We start from the raw sequence: 17,494 nt of genomic DNA, 5'->3' as shown, positions 1-17,494 counted from the left end.
GAATTAGTCTGAACTGAGTATAGCAAATACGACAGGGAAACGTTCTGATTTTTTCAAAAATTAGTCATTATTTCCTAAAAAAATGGAGGTTATCAGATGAATCGTTTACGCACAAGCTTTCAACAAGCAACAGGACAGATCAGCGGGCACGGGAAACGGAACGTTGGAGTATTAAAAACCGCTTTTGAAGGTGTGGCAGATGAGACGGTAAGTGACCAGTACGGGACGGGATCCATCATCGAACCGTTCGAACGAAAATTTGCGGATCTACTGGGAATGGAGGACGCCGTCTTTTTCCCGAGCGGCACGATGGCGCAACAGGTCGCCTTACGGATTTGGTCGGACGAGACGGATAACCGGACCGTCGCCTACCATCCGCTTTGTCACCTCGAAATCCATGAACAGGATGGTTTAAAGGAATTGCATCCGATCAAAACGATTCTTGTCGGCGCAGCTGACCGATTGATGACGCTCGACGAAATCAAAGCGTTACCGGACATCGCTTGTCTGCTGCTGGAACTGCCGCAACGGGAAATCGGCGGTGTCGCCCCGCTATATCGCGAACTGGAAGCGATCAGCCGGTATTGCCGCGAACGGGGCATCCGGTTGCACCTCGACGGCGCACGGCTGTTTGAGATGTTACCGTATTACGACAAGACAGCAGCTGAGATTGCCGGCTTATTCGACAGTGTCTACATCTCGTTTTATAAAGGACTCGGCGGGATTGCCGGGGCGATTCTCGCGGGACCGTCAGCGTTTTGCAAGACGGCGCGGATCTGGAAACGGCGGTACGGCGGGGACTTGATCAGCTTGTATCCATATATCGTTTCGGCTGATTATTATTATGAACTGCGAAAGGACCGCATGCGGCAGTATTACACGGATGCGAAAGAATTGGCAGCCCGGTTCAATGCGTTGCCGGGCATCCATACGACACCGGAAGTCCCGGTGTCGAACATGTTCCATCTGCACTTCAATGGTCAGGCGGCAGACGTTTCTCCGAAACTAGAACAGGTCCAGGAAGAAACAAGTCTTGGATTTGTAGGTTATCTTGTCGATAAAGACGGGTATTGTTCAACAGAAATCAGTGTCGGTGATGCTTATGCGGAACTTGATCCGCAAACACTCGAATCCGGATTTGAACGGTTCCGGCAAGTCTTTTCTTAAATCGTTTTGTTGACGGTCGGATGAAGCTGTTGGTAAGCCATGATTTTTTCCGTAATCATCTGTTCCGTCTGTTGGAGTTCCGCGAGCTGCTGGCGGACGTTTTCTTGATGTGCTTCAAGGAGACGGAGCCGCTCAAGCGACGTATCGTGTGTCTCGGACGAAGCGAGGAACAGTTCGACGTACTGTCGGATTTGGTCAATCGGCATATGCGTCGCCCGGAGACGCAGGACAAAACGGAGCCACGTCAGTTGGGTCTCGTCATAACGGCGGATCCCGCTTGCCGTCCGTGTCGGAAACAGCAGCCCTTCTTTTTCGTAATACCGGATTGTATGGGGCGTCGTTTCGGTTAACTGGCTGATTTCTGAAATTGTATACATGTTTTCGCACCTTTCTTGCTTGACTTAGAGTTGACTCTAACTTGTAGACTTTCACTATACCAAACAGAAATGGGGAATTACAGATGAAATACACAGTCATTACAGGGGCCAGCTCAGGAATCGGATATGAAACAGCAAAAGTGCTTGCCAAAAAAGGAAAATCGCTTGTTCTCGTCGCCCGCCGGACGGATGAACTGGAAAAGTTACGCGACGAAGTCAAAGCACTCGCACCGGACAGTGATGTCATCTTGCGTTCGGTTGATTTAACGGAATCGGAAAACGTCCATGAATTGTATGATTCCTTAAAAGATCTCGACATCGAGACGTGGATCAACAATGCCGGATTCGGTGACTTCGATAACGTCAAAGACGTTTCGGTCCCGAAAGTCGAGAAGATGCTCCGTCTGAACATCGAAGCACTGACCGTCTTAACAAGCCGTTATGTCCATGATTATCATGACGTCGAAGGGACAACGGTCCTCAATGTCTCATCCGGCGGCGGTTACCGGATTGTCCCGAACGCGGTCACGTACTGCGCGACGAAATTCTATGTCAGTGCCTATACGGAAGGACTCGCGCAGGAGCTGAAAAACTCCGGAGCAAAACTGCGGGCGAAAGTTCTCGCGCCTGCTGCGACAGAAACAGAATTCGCTGACCGTTCGCGGGGGGAAGCTGGATTTGATTACAGCAAAAACGTCGCCAAGTACCATACAGCGGCTGAAATGGCGACGTTCCTCGATCAGTTGCTCGACAGCGATCAAATCGTCGGCATCGTCAACGCCGAAGATTATTCGTTTGAACTGCGTGGACCACTCTTCACGTATGTCGGTGCAAACAACTAACTCAGACAAAAAACCAGTTTCCGGATAGCGGAAACTGGTTTTTTTGTGTCTGAGGCGGATGAGGCGACTATGTAGTTCATCTCAAATCAGCGGCATGACAAACGTCGACGTTAAGCTGACGACTAAAAACAGCGCGTAGCTGAAAAATGTAGTTTTAGGACTGCCGTCGGTCCGACTTCCGAGAATCGAAAACAGACTGATCGCACAGATCGTAAGCGTGGACAATAAAAACGATTGATGGGAATCGACTGACGGGATCAGTGACTGGGCGAGATGCGCCAGACCAAGCGGCAAGACGATCAATAAAAAGTAATAGCCGAGCCGTGCTTCTGATGGATGATCCGTCGACTCATGATGGGTGACTGTACGTGTATGCATTCTCATGGCTCTTCACTTCCTTCTGTTTTCAGTATAGAGGACGAATCACAAAATCTTCGTTACAGTCCGATGAGAAGTCGATAACAAGATGAACTAAATATGACGAACAGATGTCGGGAAAACGGAAGGCTGTAAAGTATGGAAAGGAATCTGTCCAGATTATGTAAAAAAGTGTAAACTGATGAAAGAGAAAATGACGGATGAATCCGGTCATGAGAGGGGAAGTTGGAATGAACCGCCTGTTTCGTTATTTTTATGTGTCCGACCTGATTGCTGTCGTCGGAGCCAGTATCTCCTATATTGCGATCTACTGGACGTGTGCCCAGCTGCTGTCGCCGGCAGCCGTCTCGTTGGTAATTGGTGCCGTGTTTGTGATTCGTTTCATCAGCTCGAGTCTGGTCGGACCGTGGATTGACCGGATCGAGCCGGTCCGCCTGCTGAAAGCGACCGTCCTGATTCGCTTTTTCCTGCTCATTGCCGTCTGGTTCATCCTGACACAGACCGATACCCTACTTGTGCCGTTATTCTGTCTGCTCGCCTTCCAGACGTTACTGCAAGTCATCGGCGGCAATACGGCGTTTAAAGTCGTCACCCGGATCGTCGCGTCCGAGCAGTTGCCGGTCGCCAATGCCTATTTGAGTACGCTCGACCGGGTCGGGACGCTTGCCGGCTTACTGGCGGGTGGTGTGTTGATCAGTGGATTTTCGATCACGGTGATTTTAGGAATGGAAGCCGTTGTCCACCTGATCGCCTGGTTCCTGTTGTTCCCGTTACCGTCAGGGAAGGAAGCGGCAGACAAACCGGACATGACCTATTGGACTGATTTACGGGAAGGATTTACCTATCTCACACGCGACAGCCGCTTGATCCGGATTTTAGTCTTCGGTATCCTCGCGAACTGGATGATTACACCGGTCAACGCCTTACTCGCACCGTTTGCGAAAGATGTCATTGAAGGCGGAGCGAATACATTTTCGATGCTCGAACTGGCCCTTGTCATTGGTGGGATTGGGATGTCCCTCGTGTATGCGAGACTTGCGAACCGGCTTGACCTGATGCAGATGTTTTACCTGTCGATGGTCCTGCAGGGCGGCTTTACGTTGCTGATCGGACTGACGACGACGTTGCCGTTTGCTTTCAGCGGGATGTTTTTGCTCGGGATGGCACTTAGTCTGTTCGGAATTCCATTTTCGACGTTACTCCAACAGACGACACCGGATGCCTTACTCGGACGGATCCGTTCGACGATGGTCGCCGTTTCGACCTTCAGTTCGGCGCTGTTCTTCGGGTTGTCCGCGTATTTGACGACCATGTTTGCCATCGATACCGTGTTTCTGTTCTTTTCCGGCAGCGGTCTGCTGATCCTGCTGATCCTACGACTTCAGCGTAAAACACCGGCAGCGGAAGTGCGACGGGACGAAGTCGGATGACAAATCGGCCTTCAGGCGGAGGGCGGGAGAAGCGGGAGGCGTTATACTTAAAAAAACGCTTACAGAGGAGAATGCAGAAGATGGATGGAATGGCGATGCTTGCGTTGATGTTTTTGATTCCGATTGGTGGAATGACGGTCATGTTAAATGTCTTATGGCGCCGGATGACACCGGAGCTTGAAAAATAAGCACGTACATACAACCGGTTCGAACGAAACGGTTGACGATGAAGTTAACAGCAAACGACGCTACCAGCAAGGAAGGGTAGCGTCGTTTTTTTACCATTGATAAGAGAATGTTACGAAACGGCAGTCGGCGCATCGAGCGCGAGACTTGGTCCGAAGACTTCAAAATGCAGCTTGTCCGGCTGACCGCTAAAGTGGCGGCGGACGAACTGAATCATCGCTTCCGGTCCGCACACATACGTGTCGGCTGTCCGGTCAATGTTCGTTACATCATCCATCGACAACCGTCCCGGTGTCGTGCCTGGCAATGCATTGCGTTCCGCATAGCGGATGATTGTTGCTCCCTGTTCTTCAAACCGGGCCAATTGTTCGGCAAACGGCCGGTCGATATCGTCCTGGACGGCAACGTATAATGTCGTTTTACGCCCTGTTTCAAGCGCTGCTTCGGCCATCGCGAGGAGCGGTGTCAAGCCGATCCCACCGGCAAGTCCGACAAACGGGGTTTGGGCGTCTGTTAGTGTAAACGAACCGGCCGGGGCGCTGAGCAATACGCTATCGCCGACGGACAACCCGTGCAATTGGTTCGAGACGGACCCGTCCTGTTTGACACCAATCGTGTACGACGATCCATTTGCGACCGTCGTCAGACTGTATTGGCGGTTTTGCCAAAGACCGTCCGGAGCTTGCAGGCGGACGGTGACGTATTGACCGGTTTGATACGGAGCAAGCGGTCGTCCGTCTGCCCGGCGTAACGTAAACGATTTGATGTCGCTTGATTCTGTCGTCATCGCTTCGATGACGAACGGCTGATACCCTTCAAAGTCCGTTGCTTGTTCATCCTGTTGATACAGTTCCGCTTCGAGCGAGATGAACAGCTGGGCGATTTCCCCGTAGCCGATGGTCCAGGCGTCGAGGATGTCCGGTGTCGCTGCGTCACCGAGGACGTCCTGGATCGCACCAATCAGTTCCGTCCCGACGATGTCGTACATGAACGGTTTGATTTGCAGACTACGGTGTTTATGGAGGACGGGCAGTAACGTCGGTTTCAGTTCTTCAAGCCGGTCGATGTGGGCGGCTGCGGCGTAGACGGCTGTCGCGAGAGCCTGGGACTGCCGGTCATTTTTTTGATTCGACTGATTAAAGATATGTTTCATTTCCGGATGATTTTCAAATAGGCGTTGATAAAAGACACGTGTGATGCTGTGACCATGTTCGGCAAGCACCGGGACGGTTGATTTGATGATGGTGATGGTCGATGACGTTAACATAAAGACACTTCCTTTTCGGATGATGGATGGTCAGATCAGGTTCGAGTTCAGTATCCGTCACATCTGTTTTTAATGCAATAGATTAAATACTAGATTTAAAATAGTACGTGATGTTTGTCACAAGGATGCCATCATTTCGTCAAGCAACCGACAAAAACCTCCGGAGGACACCGGAGGTTAAGAAGAAATCCACAGTTTTGAGAAATCGAAGTAGCCGAACGAATCAATCGTGATATTTTGTAATTCAATCGGAAACGGGATGATTCGGGTATCGTCATAGAGCGGAATGAAGTAAGACGAGTCGATCAAATGCCGCTCGACCGTCTGGTGTAACCTCATCCAGTCTTCGAACGGCGTCTCATCGTACCGGTCAATCCATTTGTCCATCTCCGGCATCTGCCGGAACATCTTCGCTGGCGGGGAAAAATCATTCGTTAAAAACTGATGAAAGGCGACCGGCAAGTTCCGTTCAAAGACTTCTGCGTGAACGGCGAGATCAATCGTGTCAAAGGCATGAAAATCGGTGATGCTCGCTTTAAAACCGATCGGTACGAACTCATAGGGAATTCCGTGCGCGTCGAGTGTCTCGCATAACCAGCGTGTCACCTTGTCCGTGAAGTCAGTCAGCTTGATCCGGAGCGGTTGTGTAAACAAAACGGCAGGACCCTCCGGAAGCGGATGGACGGAACTGAACTGTTCAAGAAACCCGCGGTCGTTCGGAAAACCCCGTTCATTGAGTGACTGGATCGCCGGACGGATCGCGGCAATCAACCGGTGAATATAGTGCCGCGCTTCCGGTCGCTCGAACGGACCACCAGGACGCGGATTCAAAAAGACGAGTCCAAACCCGGACTGAGTCGAGATCGTATCCGTTTCACCGGAGTCTGACCGTGATGTCCGGTAGACGGGATCATAGGCATCGGGCATTTGAATGAACTCAATCCGGTCGAGCAGGGCGCGGATGCCGTAATAGTTCGGAAAAGCTGACAAAATCGTCTTTTTCGGGTCATTTTGTGCCAGCTGGAACGGTCCTGTCCCGACGTTGTCCTTGCCGATGCTCGTATGGATCGTCGCCAGTTTGGGCAGCAGCGAATGGCGCTGCTGGTCCAACGTGATATCAACCTGGTACGGTCCATTGGATTGAATGTGTTGGACATGCCGGTACGATTTGGCATAAGCGGGATAGGCAACCAGTTTCCGGAGGCTTTTCGTCACGTCCTTACTCGTCAAGAGCGATCCGTCATGGAAGCGGACATCTTTTCGTAAATGGAGCGACAGGACGGGTCCGTTCCAGGCATAATGGTGCGCCAGTTCGCCCTGCAGTTTGCCGTCGGCGTCGATTGCAAACAATCGGCTGAAGACGTTTTGAACGAGGTGGGCACTGTGGATGTCAGCCGCTTCGAGCGGATTCGTCGTCAAAAAGGGACGTCTGCGGGGAATCAGCAGGGCATCGGACAATTCCTGTGTATAGCCGAACTTTTGCTCAAGCTTTCGCATGAAGCGTCCCGTTTGCGCCGGTGACCAGTCCCAGCTCAGTTCTTCCGTCACGGCATCGACTGACTCCCGTTCAATCCGTTCGAGCATCTGTTTCGCATATTCGCGTTCGACATGACGCAGCCAGACGAGTGCCGTCAGATGTCCGCGGCCCCGACCGCTCGTATACGCGAGCCAACCGTCTTCCTGCCAACGGTTCAAATAGCGTTTCGTTTGTTTGGGGCTTAAATGGATTGTTTCGGCCAGTTCGGCAATCGAATAGGAGCCTTCGCGGCAGGTTTTCCATAACGTGAACAGATACGCGTCCATCTCGTTCCTCCATTCTAAAAGGGGACATCTTTTTCTGACGATGTCCATTTTTTTATGTACTTGTCTTGTTTATCATACAGGTAGAGAATGGAAGGTGACAATATGAAATGGAAAGAAATGCCTCAACCAATTAAAGTCAGACTGGTTACATCGTTTTTTAACCGGACGATTTCCTTCGCCATCATGCCGTTTATGGCATTGCTGTTCGTCCAAGCCTACAACAAAGTGTTTGCCGGAATCTTTTTGATCGGGACAGTGGTTATCAGCTTCCTGATTGGCTTGATCGGCGGCTATCTCGCCGATCGGTTTCCCCGGAAACGCCTGCTCGTCCTGTCGACGACGGCGACCGGATTGATGTTTTTAGTGATGACGATCAGTCTCGCCAGCGATCAAATGCTGCTCTTTACGATTGCTTATGCGATCTTCACGGTGACAAGCAATATCGGCCGGCCGGCGATGAGTGCAATCATCATCGATGCGACGACGCCGGAAAACCGGCGCGCGGTCTATGCGATCGACTACTGGCTGATCAATCTGTCGATTGCCCTCGGAACGGCGCTCGGCGGTTGGCTTTACGTCAGCAACCGGCTGTTTTTATTCAGTCTGTTGACGTGTACGTCCTTGCTGTTACCGGTCGCTTATCATTTTTTGCTCGACGAATCGAAACACGTCTGGCAGAAACAACCGCTCCGGAATGTATTTTTGGATCTCGGAAAAAGTTATCAGATCGCCTGGCGTGACCGGCCGTTCGTTAAAGTGGTCTTCGGTTCGATGTGTATTCTCGCCGCCGAATTTTCGATAAGCAGTTACGTCGCCGTCCGCTTGGCGGACGAATTCGACACAATTACGATCGGTGACCTGACCGTCAACGGCGTCCGGATGCTCAGTTTGATCAACATTGAAAATACAATCCTTGTCGTCTGTTTGACGTTCTTCATTCAACGGTTCTCAAATCGCTTTACGAATAAACAGGCACTGGTCGGCGGACTGGTCCTCTACATCATCGGCTACGCCACCGTGACGAGTGCCAATTCGCTGACACTGTTATTGACATTCATCTTCATCGCGACGATGGGGGAGCTGCTCTATTCCCCGACGCTGAACGCGGAAAAAGCCAACATGATGCCGGCCGACCAACGCGGTGCCTACTCGGCCTTTGCCGGAACATCACATGCCGGTGCCGATCTGTTGTCCCGCTCGACGCTCATTCTCGGAGCGATCCTCGCGCCGTTCATGATGAGTGTCTACATTGGACTGATTGTCTGTCTCGGACTCGGACTGGTCTACCTCGGCTTGTTCCGAAAAGAAAAAGTCGTTGAGAAACAACAGGCTTCCTAAGCGGCGCTGTCCCTAAGGAAGAAATATAGCAAAAGGCGTCCTGCTCAAACAGAGCGGGACGTCTTTTTGTGGCATTACATACGTTTTCCTGCTCTTCGGTTAGACAGCAGACGACTCAGGACCAGACTTGCAATCACGGCACATAAGCTTTTCAGCAGGAACTGGTTTCCCAGCCCTTCGATCACATAACCGTTGAACTTTTGACCGAGCGTCGCTTCCGGCACCCAGTCAATCACGTAGCCGATTCCGAAGACAGCAGGGAGACTGAGCAGCAGATAAATCAGGATGAAGCTGAGAAGAAAGGATTTCACGTTCATTATGATATGCCCCGTTTCTTAAAGCGTTGCTACAACTATTTTAAGGTCAGAAGATTTTCAAGACTGAACAAGTGTGATGACTAGAATGATGGTCGAAATCGATCCTGCAGTCAGCAACGTCAACAGCTTCGGACGACTGATGTCCTCAGAATCCTTTGTGACTTCTTTGGAGACGGTAATCCAGATGGCAATTGAGATGATAATGATTAGAAATAATCCGAGACTAGACATCGATTAACCCTCCATATGACAAGAATCAGCTACCAAATAATTGTAAATTAAATGGGGTGTGACTTCAAGGCGGTTTAAATATTGTAACGGCACTCCAAATAATCGTTCATCACATTAGCAGGAAAAATCTGTACATTACTAATTGATATGTAATATATTAGTTGTATGAAAAATCAACCGATTCAACGAACTTCCTTAAGTGAAGAAGTGTATCAACGACTGCAACAGCAAATCATCACCTTGACCTTGTCACCGGGTCAAAAACTGAACGATCAGCAACTCGCGGAGACGTTTGGCGTCAGCCGGACACCGGTCCGTGAAGCGTTGAAGAAACTGGAGGAGGAGGGACTCGTCGTTACGAAACGGGGATCACGGACGAACGTCACGATGCTTGACGCGACGCAGGTACGGCAGACGTTTCCGATCGTCGCGACACTGCATGCGCTTGCTGCACGTCTCGCGTTTCCCTTATCGGAAGCGGATATCACCCGTCTAATTGAACTCAATCAAGCGTTTCAGGACGCGATTACGCACGAAGATGCTGAAACGGCGTTGCAACTTGATGACGCCTTTCACGGGCTGTTCCTTGAACGGAGTCAAAACGGTCAACTGACGGACACGTTAAACCGCTTGACCCCGCTGATCCGCCGGCTTGAATATGCCCAGTTCAGCCGCCACGGACATGATTCGGTCACGGATCATCAAACAATCATCGAAGCCTGTCAAAACGGGAAGATCGAAGCACTCGTCCGTGCGACCGAACACAACTGGAACGGTCTCGGACGTCACCTGATTGCTTCCTTGGAGGAGGACACCCCATGCGACCCATCATAATCGGGATTTTCGCGGCGATGTTTTTTGCCGTCACCTTCATTTTGAATCAATCGATGCAAGGGAGTGGGGGACACTGGATCTACAGTGCCGCTTTACGGTTTTATCTGATGTTGCCGTTATTGATTCTGATTGTCGCCTACCGGCGCCGGCTCGGTCGTGTCTGGTCGGCGCTCCGGGAAGCGCCACAGTTTTGGCTGACCTACGGGACGATCGGCTTCGGCATTTTTTACAGCGGGATTTGCCTGGCCGCGGATTATTCACCCGGCTGGCTGATTGCCGGAACGTGGCAAGTGACGATTCTGGCCGGACCGTTGCTGGCACCGCTGTTTAAACAGACGATTCCGTGGGGATCGCTCCGCTATTCGCTGTTAATCGTCATTGGTGTCTGCCTGATGCAACTGTCGGTCGCGGAAGGGGTGTCGCTGACGACGTTGTTGCTTGGCGTCCTTCCAGTCATCTGTGCCGCGATCGCGTATCCGCTCGGCAACCGGAAGATGATGGAACGGTACGGGGACGAACTCGATGTCTTTGACCGGATTCTCGGGATGACGGTGGCCAGTCTGCCGTTTTGGCTCGTGTTATCCGGGATTGCCTACATGCAGGTCGGCTTACCGTCCGCGGGACAAGTCGGTCAGTCGGGACTGGTCGCATTGTTCTCCGGCGTCATCGCGACATCGTTGTTCTTTTATGCGACGACACTCGTCCGGACGGAACCGGTCCGTCTCGCAGCCGTCGAAGCAACGCAGTCGTTTGAAATCCTGTTCACCGTCCTCGGGGAAATGGTGTTTTTACACGCCATGTTTCCGACCGGTCTCGCGTTGTTCGGGATGCTGCTCGTGATGCTCGGGATGACGATTCACAGTTTAAAGCAGGCCCAGTCAAAAGAATTACCCGAAGTATAATTATTTCAATTACCAAATTTATTTAAATTTTTTATACAGGAAGAAGGAAAAGTATGGTCTTAACCGGAACACTCGTCAATACAGGATTAATCATTGTCGGAACATTACTTGGCTTGCTGTTCCATAAAATTCCCGAACGGATGAAAGAAACCGTTGTCCAAGCGATTGGTCTCGCCGTCGTCGTGCTCGGTGTCCAGATGGGGCTGAAAAGCGAAAACTTTTTAATCGTCATCGGCAGTCTCGTCTTAGGCGGCGCGATTGGTGAATGGTTACGGATTGACGAAAAACTCAATCGGGTCGGTGAATGGCTTGAGCTCAAAATCGGACGGGGGCGACCGTCAAACATCGCCGAAGGATTCGTCACCGCGACATTAATCTTCGTCATCGGGGCGATGGGGGTGCTCGGAGCATTGGACGGTGGGCTGCGCCAAGATCACGACGTCCTCTATACAAAAGGACTGATTGACGGCTTCACGGCACTTGTCCTCAGTTCGACGCTCGGGATCGGCGTCATATTCTCCGCCATTCCGGTACTTGTGTATCAAGGGGCGATTGCACTCGGCGCTGTTGCGATTACCCAATTCGTTCCGGATGCCATCCTGCAACAGTTCATCGTCGAGATGACAGCGACCGGCGGGGTGATGATTTTAGCAATCGGCTTAAATCTCGCCGGAATCACGAAAATCCGGGTCGCGAATCTCTTGCCCGGTATTGTGATGGTCGCTTTGATCGTGACCGGATTGGAATGGTTTGGTTTGAATTAATTGAAAACGTCCGACTGCTTTATTGACAGGTGTTGTCAGTAAGCAGTCGGACGTCTTTTTTTACTGAATAACATGTTCGAGCGGCGAAATCTGATGATCCAGCAGTTGATGACCGGCGTAATCGAACGTGTGGAGCTGTGCTGTCTTTTGTTTTATGACATACGGCAAGTACGCTTTCAGGTTGCTGATGACACCGGTATTTTCCGGGTCAAGAATCCAGTCCGTTTGTTTCCAGTCAAGAATGCCTTCACGGGTCGCGAGCGGCGTCGTGATCATCTGCTCATCCGGCATGTCGGCGAGGAACAGGTAAATCCCGACCGTCTCATCCGCCCGTAAAAGGATCGTTCCGGCTAAGTGGACATCGGTCAAGCGGATGCCGGTCTCTTCATATGTTTCCCGGATGACCGACTCCGCCGGCGATTCACCGGCTTCGATTTTTCCGCCGACCCCGTTCCACATGCCCATCGCAGGCTGTTTTTGACGGTTTAGCAACAACCACTGATCGGCTTTCCGGATCAAACACAATGTATAACGGTACAAGCATCATCTCTCCCTTAAAAGAAGTCGTGTTTCCAAGCAACGTACTGGTCGTCTGAGGTGACCGGTTGAATCGTTTTTTTGCCGTCCGTCCACGTCGTCAAGGCCTGCTGCGTCAGGATGCGGTGTCCGTCCGGTGTCCGGATCGCGAGCAGACTACGTTTATTGAACGGAGATGCCGGATGGTCCTGGATGACTTGTTCGATAGACGACAATTGTTCCGGCAATACGGTCTGTTGCGTATAGAAGTGGTAACCGATGACAAACTCGTCGTCCTGGCCGGTCCGCAACATCTCGAGTTGATAGCCGGCACCATTCGGCGCAATCCGGAAGCTGCCGCTTGCTGAACTGATTGTTTCGCCGGTCAACGGAATCGGACGTAACGCGAGGTTAACGCCAAAGCCGGTGTCGACAATATACGTGTCTCCTTGATGCCGGAGCAAAACAGCGACATGTGTCGGACCCGTCGCGGACCAGCTGTCATTTTCCTGATCGAAGACGGTCGCCTTGACGAGCGCGACATCAAACCCTTTGATCCGCAAGATTTCGTATAGTAGATAATTCAAGTCGTAGCAGACGCCCCCAGTCCGATCCGTCACGAATGTCTGCTCGAGACGATCCGGATTAAACGGGGCAGTCCGTTTCGACAGGACCGCCTGGTTATCAAACGGAAGATGATAAGCAAACGCTTCGAGTAACGCGGGTAAATCGTCAAACGAGATGATATGTCCGAGCGGATACTTGATCTGAACGGCAATCTCTTTTATGAGTGATGACAACGGAAATTCCTCCTTTGTTTCGTCTTTTCATTATCGCACAATCCGTCCAAAAAATGACATATGTTATCTGGAAATAAGATTTGGTCTTTTGTTTCGAATAAATCTTTGTTATGCTGAAACAGGATTAATTAAGAATGATTCTCATTCCGAACTTAAAAGGAGGCATTACCATGTCACGTACACGCACATCATGGGCATTAGCCGTCTTGATGGTCAGTTGTCTGATGCTTGCGGCATGCGCCGGACAAGCGAAAGAAGAGACGAAACAGACGCATAAAGTCACGCACGAAGCGGGGACAACAAACGTTCCGGACAATCCGAAACGCGTCGTCGCCCTGGAATTCTCATTCGTCGACGCGCTTGACGAACTGGGGATCGAACCGGTCGGCATCGCGCAAGAAAATAAAGATGATGTGTCGGGTCTGCTCGGCAAGAAAATTTCCTTTACGGAAGTCGGAACACGCCAACAACCGAATCTCGAAGTCATCAGTTCTCTGAAACCGGACTTGATCATCGGTGATTTCAACCGGCATAAAGGAATCTACAAACAGTTGCAGCAAATCGCACCGACGATCATTTTAAAGAGCCGGAACGCGACCTATCAGGAAAACATCGCGTCGTTTAAGAGCATCGCGGAAGCGGTTGGTCAGACGGACAAGATGGATCAACGTCTCCAGCTACACGAGGAGCGTCTCGCAGCAGCCAAACAAAAAGTCGATCCGAACGATCAACGCCAGATCATGGTTGGTGTCTTCCGGTCGGATTCGTTGACGGCACACGGTGAAACATCGTTTGACGGCGAATTGCTCGAAAAAATGGGGATTGACAATGCCATTACGAAAACAGCGGAACCAACCGTGACGATCACGCTCGAACAGATCGTCAAATGGGATCCGGACGTCATCTTCATGGCAGAAGCGGATCCAAAGCTGCTCGATGAGTGGAAAAAGAATCCGCTGTGGAATCAGATCACAGCCGTCAAAAAAGGGGAAGTCTACGAAGTCAATCGGGACTTATGGACCCGTTACCGTGGACTCGACGCCGCGGAACAAATCGTCGATGAAGCGATTCAACTGCTGAATCAAAAAAACAAGTAAACGACAGACAAAGCCAGAGCAATCTGGCTTTTGTTGATGAAAGGAGGATCAGTTGATGATCCGACACACACGATTGATCCGCTTGCTCGTCGTACTCCTTGTCCTGATCGGACTCGGATCCTACCTCAGTCTGTTTCTTGGTGTCACGACGATTCAACCGTTCGAAGCAATTCGGGAATGGTCATCCGGCAATCTTTCGAAAGAAACATTGGTCTTGACGACACTCCGCTTGCCGCGGTTGTTACTCGGTTTATTACTCGGGGCAAACTTAGCCGTCGCCGGTGCCTTGATGCAGGCGGTCACACGTAATCCGCTGGCTTCGCCGCAAGTGTTCGGCGTCAACGCCGGGGCGTCGCTGTTTGTCGTCCTCGCTTTGTTGCTGTTCCCGGCACTCGGGACAGCGAATCTGGTCTATTTCGCCTTTTTCGGTGCAATGATTGGCGGATTACTGGTTTTCTCGTTTGCCTCCGTCCGCGGCATGACGAGTCTGAAGCTGGCCCTCGTCGGGATGGCGATCCACTTGTTGCTGACGTCCTTGACGAAAGGGTTGATTTTATTCAACGACCGGATTACCAATGTCCTGTACTGGTTATCCGGTTCAATCAGTGACAGTGGATGGATCGAAGTGCAGTTGATTCTACCCTGGTCGATCATCGGCTTGATCTTAGCATTCAGCTTGGCCAAGTCGCTGGCGATTTTCCAACTCGGTCAAGATGTAGCCGTCGGACTGGGGCAGAACATCACCCGGATCCGGATGATGGCAGCCGTCGCTGTTGTCCTGCTGGCCGGGGTGACGGTCGCGGTCGCCGGAGCAATCGGCTTCATCGGTCTGATGGTTCCGCATATCGTCCGGCGGTTGGTCGGTGAGGATTACCGCTATGTCTTACCGATTTCGGCATTGTGCGGCGGTCTGTTGCTGACATATGCTGATGTCCTCGCCCGGTTCATCGCCTATCCGTATGAATCACCGGTCGGGATCGTGACCGCATTACTCGGAGCGCCGTTCTTTTTGTATTTAGCGAAACGGCAGACAAGGGGGATTGCCTAAATGAACAGACTCCGTCAAAAACCATGGCTCGGTCTAGGCCTCATGTCACTCCTTGTCACCGTGCTCAGTTTCCTGTTGCTTGGCATCGGTTCCGTGTTTCTGAAGCCGGGTGAAATCGTCGCGGCTCTTCAAGGAGACGGCGCCGGTTCCTTCATCGTCTGGAACTATCGTTTGCCGCGGACGCTCCTCGCGTTCCTCGCCGGTGGTTGTTTTGCCTTGTCCGGTGTCTTGTTACAGGCGATTATCCGCAATCCGCTCGTCTCGCCCGATGTCATCGGGGTGACGAATGGGGCCGCGTTATTCGCCGTCTTGACGATTGCCTTGATCCCTGATGGTCCGCTTGTCTTGACGCCACTTGCCGCCTTAATAGGAGCAACGCTTGTGATGGTCGCGTTGATGCTGCTTGCGGATCACGGGAAACTGCAAAACAGTTCCTTTGCCTTGCTCGGCATCGCCGTCAGTGCGATTTGTGCATCGGGAACGGAATACCTGTTGATCAAGTTTCCTCTCCAGACCAATGATTCGCTCGTCTGGCTGGCCGGCAGCTTGTTCGGCAAAGGTTGGACGGAAGTGTACGTTCTGGCACCGGTCTTCCTGTTGCTTGGACTCGTCATCTGGTCCGGTCACCGGCAACTCGACATTTTATCGCTCAGTGAAGACGCAGCGATTGGTCTCGGATTACGGATGAAGGGAACACGGTATGTATTCCTCGCCTTTGCCGTCGCCTTAGCGGGTGTCGCGGTCGCGATGGTCGGGTCGATCGGCTTTCTTGGTCTTGTCGCCCCGCATATGGCACGACGTTTGATCGGACACCGGCATCATCTGTTGATTCCGATGGCTGTCCTCGTCGGGGGTGGACTGCTTGTCGTTGCGGACGCGCTCGGACGCGGCATCCATCCGCCGCTTGAGATTCCAGCCGGATTAATCACGGCAATCATCGGTGTGCCGTACTTCTTGTACCTGTTGCGGAAAGAACGGGCGTGACGCTATCCAATGTAAGAACCTCCAAACGGTCACATGTCATCCGTTCGGGGGTTCTTTGTTGCAATCCGATTTTCACGCCTATTCTGTCTTGTCATCCTTTTTATGGTAAAATGACTTTATAACTTGCATTTAACGACGCAAATGGAGTATTTGAAAACTATGTCATGTCGAGGTGCCGAATGAACATACAATTTGAAGAATTGAAGATGTACACAAAATTTGACGATTTAGCGGATGATTTACTGGATTTGGCAAAAGAAATTCTACCGGAGCAACTGTTTTATCTATCCGCCATCGAGAATGGGGAGCAACTGATCCTGAAACTCTCGGATGAGGAGACTAGTATGCGTGTTGCGGAAGGGATGGTCATCGATTTGAATCATTCCCTTTGCAACCGAATCGATTTTACAACCAAGCAACCTCTAGTATACGAAGATGTAACGAAAGAGCCGAGTCTCGACGGGATGAGAGAGATCCTTAAAGGGGCTAACGTCCAGTCTTATTTAGGGATTCCGATTTCGCTGACGAACGGTGAAAAATTTGGGACGTTATGTGCCATCAATGATGAAGCCAGTCTGTTTGAAGGCAAAAGTATCAAACTGTTACAACGGATTGTTCGTCTGTTCTCGTATTATTTGGAGTTGGAACGGTTCGTTTGGCGCGATCCATTGACCGATCTCTACAATAGACGGTATTTGATGAACCGCTTCGATACGCAACCTCGCGAGGCGGGTGCGCTCTTTTTCCTTGATTTGGATGGTTTCAAGAAAATCAACGATGTTTATGGACATGACGCGGGTGATGTGGTGTTACTAGAAGTGGCAAGACGTCTGCAAACGCTGATTGCAGGACAAAAAGCAGCGTGCGCCGTTAGGTTGGGGGGAGATGAGTTCGTGCTCCACTTTTCTTACGGCATCAGTCAGGAAGTATTGCTTCGTCAAGCAGACGAAGTCCTCGCCTGTCTGAGCCAGTGGAACGAATATGAATTGTCGACGAGTATCGGGATTGTTTCGTATACGGCGGAGGAAACCAGTTTGAAAAATCTCCTGCGGCAGGCCGATATCGCGTTATACGAGGCCAAGTCGTCCGGCAAGAACAGGTACAAGGTGTTTGAGGCACTGACCGATTGACCTTCAGGACAGATCAAAAACACCATCCGTCTTCACGTCCGCTTCGCGAGAAGGGCGTCAGACAGATGGTGTTTTTTTGTATG

19 protein-coding genes are annotated in these 17,494 nt (G+C 51.3%); 11 read left to right on the top strand and 8 right to left on the bottom strand.

From position 1 onward, the window contains the following. The first annotated feature begins 96 nt into the window (after window positions 1–96). Window positions 97–1,167: a threonine aldolase family protein gene (locus tag P402_RS0109605; RefSeq protein ID WP_026828481.1), complete on the top strand. Its 1,071-nt coding sequence runs from the start codon at window positions 97–99 to the stop codon at window positions 1,165–1,167. Here the strand turns inward: P402_RS0109605 and P402_RS0109600 are convergent. Then, on the bottom strand, window positions 1,164–1,544 hold the full coding sequence (locus P402_RS0109600) for a MerR family transcriptional regulator (RefSeq protein WP_026828480.1): 381 nt from the start codon (window positions 1,542–1,544) through the stop codon (window positions 1,164–1,166). The two genes, P402_RS0109605 and P402_RS0109600, sit on opposite strands and share 4 nt — an antisense overlap. Window positions 1,545–1,627: 83 nt before the next feature. Here P402_RS0109600 and P402_RS0109595 point away from each other — a divergent pair, with 83 nt between their 5' ends. Beyond that, a complete protein-coding gene (locus P402_RS0109595) occupies window positions 1,628–2,386 on the top strand; it encodes an SDR family NAD(P)-dependent oxidoreductase (protein WP_026828479.1) in 759 nt (252 codons plus the stop codon). Window positions 2,387–2,467: 81 nt separating this feature from the next. Here the strand turns inward: P402_RS0109595 and P402_RS0109590 are convergent, their stop codons facing one another. Further along, entirely contained in the window at window positions 2,468–2,764 is a 297-nt protein-coding gene (locus tag P402_RS0109590; RefSeq protein ID WP_235188857.1) for a hypothetical protein, read from the bottom strand. Between the two features lie 230 nt (window positions 2,765–2,994). Between P402_RS0109590 and P402_RS0109585 the strand changes: the two genes are divergently transcribed. Beyond that, window positions 2,995–4,194 (top strand): MFS transporter, encoded by a 1,200-nt coding sequence (locus tag P402_RS0109585; protein ID WP_026828477.1) that lies wholly within the window; start codon window positions 2,995–2,997, stop codon window positions 4,192–4,194. 298 nt (window positions 4,195–4,492) lie between these two features. Here P402_RS0109585 and P402_RS0109575 read toward each other — a convergent pair whose 3' ends face one another. Together P402_RS0109575 and P402_RS0109570 are read right to left on the bottom strand one after the other, a co-directional pair. After that, window positions 4,493–5,647 carry a globin domain-containing protein gene (locus P402_RS0109575; protein ID WP_026828476.1) on the bottom strand — a complete coding sequence of 385 codons (1,155 nt, stop codon included), beginning with the start codon at window positions 5,645–5,647 and terminating at the stop codon, window positions 4,493–4,495. A gap of 177 nt (window positions 5,648–5,824) precedes the next feature. Continuing rightward, on the bottom strand, window positions 5,825–7,450 hold the full coding sequence (locus P402_RS0109570; RefSeq protein WP_026828475.1) for an ABC transporter substrate-binding protein: 1,626 nt from the start codon (window positions 7,448–7,450) through the stop codon (window positions 5,825–5,827). 102 nt (window positions 7,451–7,552) lie between these two features. Between P402_RS0109570 and P402_RS0109565 the strand changes: the two genes are divergently transcribed. Beyond that, window positions 7,553–8,788, top strand: a complete 1,236-nt coding sequence (locus P402_RS0109565) for an MDR family MFS transporter (RefSeq protein WP_026828474.1) — start codon at window positions 7,553–7,555, stop codon at window positions 8,786–8,788. Between the two features lie 74 nt (window positions 8,789–8,862). On the opposite strand, the gene P402_RS0109560 is transcribed toward P402_RS0109565, so the two are convergent. Together P402_RS0109560 and P402_RS17060 are read right to left on the bottom strand one after the other, a co-directional pair. Further along, on the bottom strand, window positions 8,863–9,105 hold the full coding sequence (locus tag P402_RS0109560) for a hypothetical protein (RefSeq protein WP_026828473.1): 243 nt from the start codon (window positions 9,103–9,105) through the stop codon (window positions 8,863–8,865). A gap of 57 nt (window positions 9,106–9,162) precedes the next feature. Further along, window positions 9,163–9,336, bottom strand: a complete 174-nt coding sequence (locus P402_RS17060; RefSeq protein WP_200868720.1) for a hypothetical protein — start codon at window positions 9,334–9,336, stop codon at window positions 9,163–9,165. Window positions 9,337–9,501: 165 nt separating this feature from the next. On the opposite strand from P402_RS17060, the gene P402_RS0109550 reads away from it, so the two are divergent. Genes P402_RS0109550 through P402_RS0109540 form a run of 3 tightly spaced genes read left to right on the top strand, consistent with a single transcriptional unit; the run spans window position 9,502 to window position 11,836 of the window. Beyond that, on the top strand, window positions 9,502–10,170 hold the full coding sequence (locus tag P402_RS0109550) for a GntR family transcriptional regulator (protein ID WP_026828472.1): 669 nt from the start codon (window positions 9,502–9,504) through the stop codon (window positions 10,168–10,170). Next, window positions 10,155–11,072 (top strand): DMT family transporter, encoded by a 918-nt coding sequence (locus tag P402_RS0109545; protein ID WP_026828471.1) that lies wholly within the window; start codon window positions 10,155–10,157, stop codon window positions 11,070–11,072. Before P402_RS0109550 ends, P402_RS0109545 begins: the two co-directional genes overlap by 16 nt. 53 nt (window positions 11,073–11,125) lie before the next feature. Then, entirely contained in the window at window positions 11,126–11,836 is a 711-nt protein-coding gene (locus tag P402_RS0109540) for a DUF554 domain-containing protein (protein WP_026828470.1), read from the top strand. Between the two features lie 60 nt (window positions 11,837–11,896). Here the strand turns inward: P402_RS0109540 and P402_RS0109535 are convergent, their stop codons facing one another. Both P402_RS0109535 and P402_RS0109530 read right to left on the bottom strand, forming a co-directional pair. Next, window positions 11,897–12,376, bottom strand: a complete 480-nt coding sequence (locus P402_RS0109535; RefSeq protein ID WP_026828469.1) for an NUDIX hydrolase — start codon at window positions 12,374–12,376, stop codon at window positions 11,897–11,899. Window positions 12,377–12,390: 14 nt separating this feature from the next. Beyond that, complete coding sequence (locus P402_RS0109530; protein WP_026828468.1) at window positions 12,391–13,152, bottom strand: arylamine N-acetyltransferase family protein; 762 nt, start codon at window positions 13,150–13,152, stop codon at window positions 12,391–12,393. A 170-nt stretch (window positions 13,153–13,322) separates the two neighbouring features. Here P402_RS0109530 and P402_RS0109525 point away from each other — a divergent pair, with 170 nt between their 5' ends. The 4 genes from P402_RS0109525 (at window position 13,323) to P402_RS0109510 (ending at window position 17,411) form a co-directional block, all read left to right on the top strand. Further along, window positions 13,323–14,249, top strand: coding sequence for an ABC transporter substrate-binding protein (locus tag P402_RS0109525; RefSeq protein WP_026828467.1), 927 nt, complete (start codon window positions 13,323–13,325; stop codon window positions 14,247–14,249). Window positions 14,250–14,304: 55 nt separating this feature from the next. Then, the gene (locus tag P402_RS0109520; RefSeq protein ID WP_026828466.1) at window positions 14,305–15,297 is read left to right on the top strand and encodes a FecCD family ABC transporter permease; all 993 of its coding nucleotides are present in this window, start codon (window positions 14,305–14,307) and stop codon (window positions 15,295–15,297) included. After that, entirely contained in the window at window positions 15,298–16,281 is a 984-nt protein-coding gene (locus P402_RS0109515; protein ID WP_026828465.1) for a FecCD family ABC transporter permease, read from the top strand. Window positions 16,282–16,460: 179 nt separating this feature from the next. Beyond that, on the top strand, window positions 16,461–17,411 hold the full coding sequence (locus tag P402_RS0109510) for a sensor domain-containing diguanylate cyclase (RefSeq protein ID WP_026828464.1): 951 nt from the start codon (window positions 16,461–16,463) through the stop codon (window positions 17,409–17,411). The last annotated feature ends 83 nt before the right edge of the window (window positions 17,412–17,494 follow it).

This window comes from Exiguobacterium sibiricum 7-3, assembly GCF_000620865.1.
GTDB lineage: Bacteria > Bacillota > Bacilli > Exiguobacteriales > Exiguobacteriaceae > Exiguobacterium_A > Exiguobacterium_A sibiricum_A.
Note: the sequence above shows the minus strand (reverse complement) of the source record. Positions and strands in the feature narration are given on the sequence as shown.